Raw genomic sequence first — 11,813 nt, forward strand, 5'->3', positions numbered from 1 at the left:
CCCGGCCGCACCCGTCCGCCGAAGCCGCTCCGCCCCGAGAGCGGGGGCGATACGGGGCCCGGCGCGCCGCCCGCGGGCGGACCCGGCCGGCAGCCACCGGCCGACGGGGAGAGCGACGAGGGCGGGGGCGGCGAGGGCCCGCAGGATTCGTCGGAGGACTCCCCGGAGGACTGACGCTCCCGGGCGGACCGACGGGACCGGTGGAGCGCCGGGCGGACACATCACCGCCCGGCGCTCCCGTGCTGTCCGGGACATTCAGGAACAGGTGAACCGGGCCGCGGCCCAGTCCCCGTGGTCACCGGTCTTGGAGCCGTTGGTGTCCGTGACCTTCAGGTGCACATGGCGCGCACCGTCGAGCTTCACATCGACCGGCACGGTCGCCGAGGCCCCGGTCACCTTCGGGGAGGTCCACAGCACCTTGCCGTCGGCCTCGACCGAGAAGGCGACCTCGCCGTAGCCGTTGATCTCGTCGTCGATCCCGGCGTCGGCGGTGAACGCGGTGCAGCGCCCGCCGAGATAGACCTCGATGTCGGAGTCGGCGTGGGTGCCGATCCCCTTCTCGTACGTCTTGCCGGCGAGGGTCAGCCGGTGCCCGTCGGTCGCGCCCGACTCGCCGTTGCTGCGGTCCCGTTCGGCCGGCCCGTAGCCGTTGGTGGACTTCAGCCACACCAGATCGCTCGCCCAGGCCTCGCCGGTGGGCGGCGGTGGCATCACCCCGGCAGCGAACCGCTGTGTGGCGGTCCGGGACTCACCGGCCGACCGGTAGCGGACGAGCGCGGTGATCCGGGCCTCTCCCGCCGTGGCGTCTTTCGCGGGGGTGACGGACACCTCGACCCGCCGGGTGGCGCCCGCCGGGATCCGGTCCACCGTCGCGGTCCGTGCGACCTGCCAGCCCTCGGGTACGTCCAGGCCGACCTCGGCGTCCGTCACATCGGCCGTGCCCGCGGTGACATCGACGGCGACGGTGCCCTCGGCCCCGGCACCGACCTCCTGCCCGGACGGCGCGGAAACCACGGCGCTCGCCCCGGCGGCCCGCCCGCCGACGGCGCTGGTGTGCTTCAGCTTCACGGTGAACTCCTCGCCGGTGGACAGCGGCGCGGTCTTGATCTTCACGACACCGCCGCGGTCGTCCCGGTCGTACCACCAGCCCTGCCTCGCCTCCTGGTAGGCGTCGGCGGAACCCAGCCGGGGCAGCTTTCCGCCGAGCTCGACCGCGCTCGGGGCGGAGCCGGTGTGCACGCTGAACTCGTACGGGCGGCTGCGCTGCTTACCGGTGAAATCGCCCTTGCTCGCGCCGATCCGCACGCTCACGTCGCCCGCGCCCCGGTCCGGTGCGTCCACGTCGGCCCGCTGGGTGGCGTACTTGCCGTCGCGGTGCTGCCGGGTGACGCCGTCGTCCTCGTACAGCGTGAAGGACGACCTGCCCTGCGGGTAGATGTCCCAGGCGAGCGGGGAACCGGCGGTGCGGTCCTTGTACGAGCGGATGCCGGGCCACATCGGCACACTGGCACCGCCCTTGACGAACAGCGGCAGGGTGTCGAGCGGGGCGCTGTAGTCGTCGACGGTGACCGGGCCCTGATACGTCCGCCCGCTCCAGTAGTCGGTCCAGGTGCCCTTCGGCAGATAGATGCCGTCCCGCTCGGTGCTGTCCTGGTAGACCGGGGCGACGAGGAAGTCCTCGCCGGACATGAACTCGTACTTCGCCGCGTCCGACGCCGCCTTCGGGTCGTCCGGGTATTCGAGGACGAGCGGGCGGACCATGCCGACGCCGGTCTTCGTCGCCTCGTGCGCGTAGGAGTACTGGTAGGGCAGCAGCGACTCCTTGAGCTTGAGGTAGTCGCGGTTGATGCCGGTGTACGGCTCTCCGTACCGGAAGGGCTGCTTGTCGCTGGCCGCCCAGCCGTCCATCGTCATCGTGGTCCCCAGGAACATCTTCCACTGGAGGTCACGGGTGTAGGTCTTGGCACTGCCGCCGAAGATGCCGTCGACGTCCCCGGTGGTGTAGGCGAGACCGGACATCGTGGCGCCCGCGTAGGTCGGGATCTGCCACCGGATGTAGTCCCAGGTGCCGTACTGGTCACCGGACCACTGCACGCCGCAGCGCTGCGCGCCCGACCAGCTCTCGGGGGCGTAGGTGAAGCCGCGGGCGTCGCTGTTGTCCTCGATGCCCCGGTACGCGTCCTTGCAGCCGTCCAGGGCGAACTTGTAGCCGGCGCCGACCCAGGCGACGTCCAGCTTGGCGACCCGCTGGCCCGCCTTGACCTGGTCGGCGATCTTGTCGATGCCGTCCTCGGTCCACAGGCCGAGCTGCATGCCGCGGTCCTGGAGACCCTTGGCGGTCTCGGCGAGGTCCTCGTGGCCGCAGCCGTAGCCGTCGTTGACGAGCATCCAGCCGTTCGGCATGTCGTGCTCGACGTAACCGTCGGCGACCTTCAGGGCGTCCAGAGTGTGGCGCTCGCCGCGGTTGGCGTTGTGCAGGTAGCAGTCGGCGTCGCCGATCTCCATCCCGTACACGGGCGGCAGGAAGGGCTTGCCGGTGAGCTTCGTGTACTGCCCGATGACGTCCTTGGCGCTGTCGCCCGCGAAGTAGTAGGCGTCGAAGCGCTTCTCCTTCGCGCTGGTGGTCACCGGGTCGGTGAAGGCGTAGGTGTTGGGCGCGTAGGTGTTGCGGAAGACGCCGTAGCCGGCCGAGGAGAGGTAGAACGGCACCGAGTTGGGGTGGCCGCCGTCGTTCCAGTTGTAGTCGACGCCGACCTCTACGGTCTTGTCGCGGTGCGAGGTGTTGCCCCGGCCGTTCTGCATGCCGGCACCGTAGAACTGCTCGTCGGCGCCGCGGGCCAGCGTCTGGGTGGTCTTCTCACCGTTCCAGCTCAGCCCCTTGGCCTCGGACCAGACCTGACTGCCGTCCGCCCGGTACAGGGCGAAGCGCAGGGGCGATTTGTAGGCGCGCAGGGTGACGCTGCCGGTGGAGAGTTCGTAGCGGTCGCTCCGCTCCTTCCACCGGGTGTGCGGCGGAGTGCCCTGCGGCAGGACGATGTCGTCGCCGGTCGGGTCCGAGAACGTGCCGTCGGGGGCGAGTTCGATACGGAAGGTCTCGGCGGAGACGAAGCTGACCCGCGCCTCGGCGGCGCCGGCCTTCAGGTGGTAGACGGCTCCGTCGGCGGAGAATCCGGTGAGATCGCCGACCGTGGTGTCCGGCTCGGCGGCGTCGGCCCGGGCCGCGCCGGGGCCCGCGAAGACGGCGAGCAGCCCCAGCAAGGCTGCAACTGCCGCCGATCTGATGCGCGTTGATGATTGCATAGAGCGCTTTTAGCGCAGCATCGAGCACTTGACCATGGACAAAACGGAACCGGCCCTGAACTTCGTCGAGAAGTCCAAGGCCGGTTCATCGGGTACGTCCGGTGGGAAATCAGCGGGTTGTCACCCTGTGCGGCGCTAGAGGGCGACGCCCAGCAGTGCGTCGACGGTGCGCGAGACGAGGCCGGGTGCGCCCTCGTCCGTACCGCCCTCCGCGTTCTGCCGCTCGGCCCAGCGGTCCACGGCGGCCAGCGCGGCCGGCGCGTCCAGATCGTCGGCGAGGGCCTCGCGGACCTCCTCGACCAGGGCCTCGGCGGGCAGCCCGTCGGGCCGGGAGACGGCGGACCGCCACCGGCCGAGCCGCTCCACCGCGTCGGCGAGCACCTGGTCCGTCCACTCCCAGTCGGTCCGGTAGTGGTGCGACAGCAGTGCCAGCCGGATCGCCGCCGGGTCCACACCGTCGCGGCGCAGCTTCGAGACGAAGACCAGGTTGCCCTTGGACTTGGACATCTTCTCGCCGTTCAGGCCGACCATTCCGGCGTGAACGTAGGCCTGGGCGAAGGGGTGTTCACCGGTCAGCACCTGGGCGTGCGAGGCGCCCATCTCGTGGTGCGGGAAGGCGAGGTCGGACCCGCCTCCCTGGACGTCGAAGCCCATGCCGAGGTGGTCCAGGGCGATGGCGACGCACTCGATGTGCCAGCCGGGCCGGCCGGCGCCGAGCGAGGCGCCGTCCCAGCTCGGCTCGCCCTCACGGGCGGCCATCCAGAGCATCGGGTCGAGCGGGTTCTTCTTGCCGGGGCGCTCCGGGTCGCCGCCGCGCTCGGCGGAGAGCAGCCGCATCGCCTCGGCATCGAGGTTGGAGACCTCGCCGAAGTGCGGGTCGGTCTCGACGGAGAAGTAGACGTCGCCGTCGAGTTCGTAGGCGGCGCCGGCGTCGCGGAGCCGTTCCACGAGCGGGACGATGCCGGGTATCGCCTCCACGGCACCGATGTAGTGCTTCGGCGGAAGCATGCGCAGGGCAGTCATGTCCTCGCGGAACAGGGCCGTCTCGCGCTCGGCGAGCTCGGTCCAGTCCTGGCCGTCGCGCACGGCCCGCTCCAGCAGCGGGTCGTCCACGTCGGTCACGTTCTGGACATAGTGGACCTGCCGCTTGGTGTCGAGCCACACGCGCTGAACGAGGTCGAACGCGTTGTAGGTCGCCGCATGACCCATGTGGGTCGCGTCGTACGGCGTGATGCCGCAGACGTAGATGCGGGCGACGGGACCGGGGTCAAGAGTGATCCGTCCGCCGGTCGCGGTGTCGTGGATCCGAAGGTCGCGGCCCTTGCCAGGCAGGGCGGGGACCTCAGAAGCGGGCCAGGCATGCATGCCACGAGCGTAACCGGATGCATGTTCCGGATACGAACCGGATGCCGGATCTTGACCGAAGAGGCGCTCTTGCGCAGCGCGGCTCCATCTGCTTCGGGGCGCGGCCCCGGCACCCCGGTCCGCGCCCCTCGGCCACGCGTATACCCTGCTCCGCTCAGACCGGCGGCCAGGGTATCGACGGCCATTCCCCGCTCGGCTCCGGGTGCCGCCCGGTCGCCCTCAGCCCTGCCACGCGGCCCCGCAACGCCTCGATCTCGACCTCGGTGATCAGCTCGCCCAGCCGGGTGACGAGCGGGGTCCCCGGCGCGAGTTCCGCCCCCAGCCGCTCGACGACCTCGACAGCCTCGGCCGTCAGCGGCTCCCCCGCCCACCCCCAGAGCAGCGTGCGCAGCTTGTCGTCGGCGTTGAAGGTCACACCGTGGTCGATGCCGTAGAGCCGGCCACCGGGTGCGGGCAGCAGATGGCCGCCCTTGCGGTCGCCGTTGTTGATCACCGCGTCGAGCACGGCCAGCCGGCGCAGCCGCGCGTCGTCCGCGTGGACCAGGAGGGCGGTCCGCCCCTCGCCGACCTCGGCGTGGGCGACGGCCTTCCAGCCCTCCCCGGGCTCCTCGTCCTCGACGAGCGCGAGCAACGGGGTCTCGCCCGCCGCATCGTCCTCCTCGTCCTGGGGCGCCGCGTCGATCCACAGCTGGCACATGCCCTCGCCGTACGGGCCGTCCCGCAGCACGGTGGGCGGTACCAGCCCCCATCCGGTCGCCTCGGAGATCTCGTACGCGGCCACCTCGCGCCGGGCGAGGGTGCCGTCCGGGAAGTCCCACAGGGGCTGTTCGCCGGCCACCGGCTTGTAGACGCAGGTCGCCTCCTCGCCGTCGCGCGCGACGGTGCAGTACAGCACCGCGTTGGACGCCCCGCGGATCTGCCCGAGGACGGTGAGCTCGCCCTCGGTGAGCAGGGCGACCAGCTCGGCGCCGGTCAGGCTCCGCGACGGTATCCGTTCTGACGCGGGCATACATGTCCTTCCGGGTCGAGCGGCAGGCTGCACAGCGGGCACGGCGGGCGTCCGGCGTTCACCACGTCCAGGGCGCGCTTGGCGAAGGCCCGGGCCTGCGCGCCGCTGAGGCGGACCCGGAGCATCGGCGGACCGTTCTCCTCGTCCTGCAGCAGCCGTTCCTCGGCCTCGGCGAGGTCCTCGTCGGAGTCCACGTCCAGCTCGACGAGCGCCTGCGCCTCGACGATCATGCGCTGTTCCTCGCCGTCCCAGGCGAGCGCCATCGTGCCGACCCTGAACTCCTCCTCGACGGGGACGTCCAGGGGCGCGGTGTCGGTGACATCCATCGGTGCCACGGCGGGCACCGGGGAGTTTCCGCCGGTCCGCCGCACCACCTCGTCGAGCAGTTCGTCGATCCGCTCGGCGAGCGCGGCGACCTGCGTCTTCTCCAGGGCCACGCTGGTGACACGTCCGCCTGAGGATGCCTGCAGGAAGAACGTACGACGTCCAGGCAACCCGACCGTACCGGCCACGAAACGGTCCGGGGGGTCGTAGAGGAACACCTGACGGGACACGTCCTGTCTCCCTTGAAATTGACGGTGGATGAGGGGCGGCCGGGGCCCGGGACGTTCCCCGGGGCAAGGCGCCTACGGAGCGTCCACCCTACTGCGCGAAGCGATCACGGTGCCCCAGCGCCGCCCCCGACAGCCGCGTCCGCGTCCGCACCCGGGCGGGGCTGCTCGCGCGGCGCCAGCGACGCGAGGTCCCCGGTGTCGCCGAGCCGCAGCAGGAAGGGCCGCAGCCTGGTGTAGCGGATCGCGGTGACCGAGCAGGGGTCGGCGTGGATCCGCTGGAAGAGGTCGAGATGCATGCCGAGCGCATCGGCGACGAGGGCCTTGATGATGTCGCCGTGCGAGCACATCACGTACATGGCGTCGTCGCCGTGCCCGGCCTCGATGCGGGCGTTCCAGTCCCGTACCGCGTCGACCGCGCGCGCCTGCATGCCGCGCATCGACTCGCCGCCGGGGAACGCCGCGGCCGACGGGTGCTGCTGCACGACGGCCATCAGCGGTTCGTCGGCGAGTTCCGCGAGCTTGCGCCCCGACCAGTCACCGTAGTCGCACTCGCTGATCCGCTCCTCGGTGTGCAGTTCCAGCTCCGGCCGGGCGGCGAGCAGCGGCCGGAGGGTCTCCCGGCAGCGCTGCAGCGGACTGCTGACGGCGGCGGCCAGGGACAGCCCGGCGAGCCGTCCGGGCAGCGCCGCGGCCTGTTCGGCACCGCGCTCGTCGAGCGGGACACCGGGGGTGCGGCCCGCGAGCACCCCGGCCGTGTTGGCGGTGGAGCGTCCGTGACGTACAAGGATCAGGGTGGGCATACGGGCCAGCGTAGGCCGCCGACGGCGATGAGGTGCGCCGGGGACCCGGGCAGGGAAGAATGCGCGCGTGATCGTGGACTGTGCCATCTACCGCGACGGGCGCCGCACCGACAGCCCCGCCGACTTCTCCGATGCCCTCGCCGAGGCACGGGCCACCGGGGACGCGTTTCTCTGGATCGGGCTGCACGAACCGACGGAGAAGGAGTTCGAGCTCGTCAGCAGCGAGTTCGGACTGCACCCGCTGGCGGTGGAGGACGCCCTGAGCGCGCACCAGCGCCCCAAGCTGGAGGTGTACGACGACTCGCTCTTCGCGGTCATCAAACCGGTGGTGTACGAGCAGTCGAGCGACACGGTCAGCGCCGACGAGCTGATGGCCTTCATCGGCGACTCGTTCGTCGTGACGGTCCGGCACGGGGAGGGCGCGCCGCTCGCCGCGGTACGCCGCCGTCTGGAGGCCGAGCCGGAGGTGCTCAAGCACGGGCCGACCGCGGTGCTGTACGCGATCAGCGACGCCGTCGTGGACCACTACATAGAGGTCGCGGGCGAGCTCCAGGTCGACCTGGAGGAGCTGGAGACCGAGGTGTTCGCGCCGACCGGCGTCGGTGACACCAAGAGCACCGCGTCCCGCATCTACACCTTCAAGCGGCAGATCCTGGAGTTCCGCCGGGCCGCCGGGCCGCTGAGCTCCCCCATGGCCCGGCTGGCGAGCGCGGGCGTGCCGTTCGTCCACGAACACTCGCAGCCGTTCTTCCGGGACGTCAGCGACCATCTGACGCGCGCCAACGAGTACGTGGAGGGGCTGGACCGGCTGCTCTCCGACATCCTCTCGGCCCATCTGGCCCAGGTGGGCGTGCGGCAGAACGACGACATGCGCAAGATCTCGGCCTGGGCGGCTATGGCCGCCGTGCCGACGATGGTGGCGGGGATCTACGGCATGAACTTCGACCACATGCCCGAGCTCCGCTGGGTGTGGGCCTATCCGGCGGTGATCGCGCTGATGGCCGCGGTGGTCTTCGCGCTGTACCGGCAGTTCAAGCGCCGCGGCTGGCTCTGACGGACGGGCCGGGCACCGCACCGGTTCAGGCGAACCCGGGCTCCGGCGCCGCCGGACCACCCAGCGCGTCGCGCCGCTCGGGCTGCTCCAGGCTCACCATGCGCCGCCATCCCACGAGCCGTTCGTACGCGTAGACGGCGTGGATCCCGGCGGCCAGCACCGCCGATCTGGCCCGGGGCCAGCCCAGGATGCGGCCCATGTGGTCCATGACTGCGAGACTGACGTCGCGGTACACGCGGATCTCGGCGAGCGCGCACTCGCGCAGGGTGCGCTGAATGGTGCGGCCGTGTCCGGCGCCGGCGAAGCGGAGCAGCTCCTCGTGGCAGTACGCCAGGTGGTTGTCCTCGTCGTTGGAGATCATCTTCACGGCGCGGCCGAGGTCGGGGTGGTCGGCGAAGTGCTTGCGCAGCAGGGCCATCTGCTCGGAGGCGCGCTGCTCGGTGACCCGGCTGTGGGCGAGGTAGGTGATGATGTCGCGCTCGGAGAGCCGTTCCTCGCCCCGCAGCCGCTGATGGGCGAGGCCGATGCCGTGCTTCTCCAGCAGCATCGTGTAGTCGGTCTCGTGCGGGATCTCCGCCGGCTGGAGCCCGCGCATCCTCAGCAGCGCGTTGAAGATCCTGCCGTGCTTGTCCTCGTCGGCGCCGTGCCGTGCGATCTTGGGCGCCAGGGCGCGCTGGCTCTCGGGCACCAGGGCGGCGATCCGGCCGTTCTCCCAGCCGCCCTGGGACTCCCCGCCCGCCGCGATGGAACAGAACAGCCGGAACGACTCGTCGTCGTCGAGAATCTCCTGGAACACGTTCCTTGCCGAGAGCATCACTGCCACCTCCGTGCCGCATCCACCGAGCGACAGTCAAGTCCGGCACACCCACGCGGGCAACAGGAACGGGCCCCGGCTACGCCGGATGGGGCGCGGGGCGGCGTAACCGCCCGACCACGCGCGTTGATACGCGTAACGGCCGTGGCGGGGAGGCCCCGAGCCCCCACCACGGCCGTAGTGCCGCTCCCGGGCGTCCCGGGGCACGAACCGCGCTATGCGAGCCCGGAGCGCTCCAGCGCGTCCGTACCGGCCCGCAGGGCCGTGAGCCGCTCGTCGAGCGTGAACCCGGCCGGGGCCAGGGTCAGCGTCGTGACACCCGCGGCGGCGTAGGCCTGCATCCGCTCGGCGATCCGCTCGACCGGGCCGAGCAGCGCGGTCTGGTCGATCAGCTGGTGCGGCACCGCGGCGGCGGCACCGCTCTTGTCGCCGGACAGGTACTTGTCCTGGACCTCGGCGGCCTCCTTCTCGTAGCCCATGCGCTTCGCGAGCTGGTTGTAGAAGTTCTGCTTGCGGCTGCCCATGCCGCCCACGTACAGGGCGGTGTACGGCCGGAACATGTCCGCGAGGCCGTTGACGTCGTCACCGACGGCGAGCGGCAGGGTCGGGCAGACGTCGAAGCCCTCCATGGTCAGGCCGGCCTTCTCACGGCCCGCCCGCAGATACTTCAGCGCGGTGTCCTCAAGGTGCTCGGCGGAGGGGAAGATCAGCAGCGCGCCGTCGGCGATCTCGCCGGTCTGCTCCAGGTTCTTGGGGCCGATCGCGGCGATGTAGAGCGGGATGTGCTCGCGCTGCGGGTGGACGGTCAGCTTGATGGGCTTGCCCGGACCGTCCGGCAGCGGCAGCGTCCAGTGCTCTCCCTCGTACGAGAGCCGCTCGCGGGACATCGCCCTGCGGACGATCTCGACGTACTCCCGGGTGCGGGCCAGCGGCTTGTCGAACTTGACGCCGTACCAGCCCTCGGAGACCTGCGGTCCCGACACGCCGAGGCCGAGCCGGAACCGGCCGCCGGAGAGCGAGTCGAGGGTGGCGGCGGTCATCGCCGTCATGGCCGGCTGGCGGGCCGGGATCTGCATGATCGCGGAGCCGACGTCGATGGACTCCGTCCGGGCCGCGACCCAGGAGAGCACGGTCGGCGCGTCGGAGCCGTACGCCTCGGCCGCCCAGCAGACGTCGTAGCCGAGCCGGTCGGCCTCCTGGGCGACGGCGAGGTTGTCGCCGTCCATTCCCGCGCCCCAGTAACCGAGATTGATGCCGAGCCGCATAGCCGCTCCCCTTACCGATCAGTAACGTCCCTGAGTTCCGGACTCTAGCGCGCGGCAACGCGATCCGGCAGGGGCGACTTGAGCCCGGGTTGTCCACAGGCTTCCGCCGAGTGGGGTTCTGGCCAGTAATCTCAGCGCCCATGGAGCAGAGGCATCTCGGCCGCACCGGCCTTCGAGTGTCCCGGATCGGGCTCGGCACCCTCACCTGGGGCCGGGACACCGATGAGCACGACGCTGCCGAACAACTGAAAGCCTTCTGGGAGGCGGGCGGCACGCTGGTCGACACGGCCGATGTGTACGGCGGTGGGGAGGCCGAATATCTGCTCGGGCAGCTCGTCGACGGCCTGGTGCCCCGGCGCGATCTGGTCATCGCGACGAAGGCCGGCAGCGTGGCCGACCCGTATCGCCGGTTCGACGGGTCGCGCGGGCATCTGCTGGCCGCACTGGACGCCTCCCTGGATCGGCTCGGCACGGACCACGTGGATCTGTGGCAGATCCATGCCTTTGACCCGCTGACTCCGCTGGACGAGACCCTTCAGGCGGTGGATCTGGCGGTGTCCAGCGGGCGCGCCCGGTACGCGGGGGTGTCGAACTTCTGCGGCTGGCAGCTGGCCAAGGCGGCGACCTGGCAGCTCGCCTCGCCCGGGGGGCGCACCCGACTGGCGAGCACACAGATGGAGTACTCGCTGTTGCAGCGGGGGGTGGAGCGCGAGGTGCTGCCCGCCGCCCTCGATCTCGGCGTCGGGCTGCTGCCCTCCTCCCCGCTGGGCCGTGGGGTCCTCACCGGGAAGTACCGGTCGGGCACTCCGGCGGACTCGCGCGGCGCCTCGGAGCTGCTGGCTCCGTTCGTCGAGCCGTATCTCGACGATGCGGCGAGCCGCATCGTGGACGCGGTGGCGACGGCGGCGGACGGCCTGGCCACGACGCCGCTCCAGGTGGCTCTCGCCTGGGTGCGGGACCGGCCCGGAGTGGTGGCCCCGATCGTCGGCGCGCGCAACGCGCAGCAGCTCACGCAGGCATTGTCAGTGGAGGCGCTTAGTCTTCCTGACGAGATCTGCCAGGCGCTCGACGATGTGTCGGCGCCCGTGCACCGCTATCCCGACCAGGACTGGAGCACGCTGTGACTGCGCTTCCCCGGGGGGAAACCCCCGGCTCCCCGGCCGACGACGACGGCGTCGTCGCGCCCCCCTCCGCCGCCGTGCCCGACCCGTCCGCCGGGGACGGGTCGGGGACGGACGGCGACTCCGGGACCGCCGGGGCGGGCGACGCGGAGCCGACCCCCGGGACCGGCGAACCGGCCGACGAGACGGACGACGCAGCCGACGATCCGGCGGACGACGCGGCGGACGCAGTCGACGACACCGGGGACGAGGCCGACGACGCCGGGGCCGGGGATGGCGACTCCGAGGCCGGGGCGGACACCGCCCCCGCACCGCTCTCCGAGGCCGAGGCCGAGCTCGCCGCCCAGCGTGAGCTCCGGGAGCGGATCGAGAAGCGCAAGGCCGAGAAGGAAGGCCCCATCGCCGCCGGGGGGAAGCTGAGCGGCAAGGCGGCCGACCTGCTGGCGGCCGTGCGCGCGGTGGAGAGCGGCGAGCAGCCCGTCGGCTCGTTCTTCGACTCGCCCGCACCCGCCGCCCCCCGCCGCACCGCAC

9 protein-coding genes and 1 pseudogene are annotated in these 11,813 nt (G+C 71.6%); 3 read left to right on the top strand and 7 right to left on the bottom strand.

Annotated features, from left to right (window positions below; translation table 11 throughout):
- Positions 1-255: 255 nt before the first annotated feature.
- The 5 genes from ABZY11_RS38365 to ABZY11_RS38385 all read right to left on the bottom strand — a co-directional run bounded on the left by ABZY11_RS38365 (position 256) and on the right by ABZY11_RS38385 (position 7,028).
- Entirely contained in the window at positions 256-3,300 is a 3,045-nt protein-coding gene (locus tag ABZY11_RS38365; RefSeq protein WP_356483602.1) for an NPCBM/NEW2 domain-containing protein, read from the bottom strand.
- 135 nt (positions 3,301-3,435) lie between these two features.
- Positions 3,436-4,665 (bottom strand): cysteine--1-D-myo-inosityl 2-amino-2-deoxy-alpha-D-glucopyranoside ligase, encoded by a 1,230-nt coding sequence (gene mshC / locus ABZY11_RS38370; protein WP_356483603.1) that lies wholly within the window; start codon positions 4,663-4,665, stop codon positions 3,436-3,438.
- Between the two features lie 154 nt (positions 4,666-4,819).
- Positions 4,820-5,674, bottom strand: coding sequence for an SCO1664 family protein (locus ABZY11_RS38375; protein ID WP_356483604.1), 855 nt, complete (start codon positions 5,672-5,674; stop codon positions 4,820-4,822).
- Positions 5,638-6,228: a DUF3090 domain-containing protein gene (locus ABZY11_RS38380; protein WP_072484378.1), complete on the bottom strand. Its 591-nt coding sequence runs from the start codon at positions 6,226-6,228 to the stop codon at positions 5,638-5,640. The genes ABZY11_RS38375 and ABZY11_RS38380 overlap by 37 nt, the downstream gene beginning before the upstream one ends.
- A gap of 104 nt (positions 6,229-6,332) precedes the next feature.
- On the bottom strand, positions 6,333-7,028 hold the full coding sequence (locus tag ABZY11_RS38385) for a histidine phosphatase family protein (RefSeq protein ID WP_356483605.1): 696 nt from the start codon (positions 7,026-7,028) through the stop codon (positions 6,333-6,335).
- A 67-nt stretch (positions 7,029-7,095) separates the two neighbouring features.
- Between ABZY11_RS38385 and corA the strand changes: the two genes are divergently transcribed.
- Entirely contained in the window at positions 7,096-8,082 is a 987-nt protein-coding gene (gene corA, locus ABZY11_RS38390; protein WP_356483606.1) for a magnesium/cobalt transporter CorA, read from the top strand.
- Between the two features lie 25 nt (positions 8,083-8,107).
- On the opposite strand, the gene ABZY11_RS38395 is transcribed toward corA, so the two are convergent.
- Entirely contained in the window at positions 8,108-8,896 is a 789-nt protein-coding gene (locus ABZY11_RS38395; protein WP_356483607.1) for a ferritin-like domain-containing protein, read from the bottom strand.
- Between the two features lie 215 nt (positions 8,897-9,111).
- Positions 9,112-10,161, bottom strand: coding sequence for an LLM class F420-dependent oxidoreductase (locus tag ABZY11_RS38400; protein WP_356483608.1), 1,050 nt, complete (start codon positions 10,159-10,161; stop codon positions 9,112-9,114).
- Positions 10,162-10,301: 140 nt separating this feature from the next.
- Between ABZY11_RS38400 and ABZY11_RS38405 the strand changes: the two genes are divergently transcribed.
- Both ABZY11_RS38405 and ABZY11_RS38410 read left to right on the top strand, forming a co-directional pair.
- Complete coding sequence (locus ABZY11_RS38405; RefSeq protein WP_356483609.1) at positions 10,302-11,285, top strand: aldo/keto reductase; 984 nt, start codon at positions 10,302-10,304, stop codon at positions 11,283-11,285.
- Positions 11,282-11,813 (top strand): annotated as a pseudogene (locus ABZY11_RS38410) (DNA helicase RecD); the annotation flags it as partial. The gene ABZY11_RS38405 and the pseudogene ABZY11_RS38410, both read left to right, overlap by 4 nt.

Source organism: Streptomyces sp. NPDC006510 (assembly GCF_040611955.1).
Classification (GTDB): Bacteria; Actinomycetota; Actinomycetes; order Streptomycetales; family Streptomycetaceae; genus Streptomyces.

What these genes read in the sequence shown, in the direction of transcription:
- ABZY11_RS38365 (WP_356483602.1), bottom strand. Translation starts at nt 3,300, where the DNA reads ATGCAATCATCAACGCGCATCAGATCGGCGGCAGTTGCAGCCTTGCTG.
- mshC (WP_356483603.1), bottom strand. Translation starts at nt 4,665, where the DNA reads ATGCATGCCTGGCCCGCTTCTGAGGTCCCCGCCCTGCCTGGCAAGGGC.
- ABZY11_RS38375 (WP_356483604.1), bottom strand. Translation starts at nt 5,674, where the DNA reads ATGCCCGCGTCAGAACGGATACCGTCGCGGAGCCTGACCGGCGCCGAG.
- ABZY11_RS38385 (WP_356483605.1), bottom strand. Translation starts at nt 7,028, where the DNA reads ATGCCCACCCTGATCCTTGTACGTCACGGACGCTCCACCGCCAACACG.
- ABZY11_RS38395 (WP_356483607.1), bottom strand. Translation starts at nt 8,896, where the DNA reads ATGCTCTCGGCAAGGAACGTGTTCCAGGAGATTCTCGACGACGACGAG.
- ABZY11_RS38400 (WP_356483608.1), bottom strand. Translation starts at nt 10,161, where the DNA reads ATGCGGCTCGGCATCAATCTCGGTTACTGGGGCGCGGGAATGGACGGC.
- ABZY11_RS38405 (WP_356483609.1), top strand. Translation starts at nt 10,302, where the DNA reads ATGGAGCAGAGGCATCTCGGCCGCACCGGCCTTCGAGTGTCCCGGATC.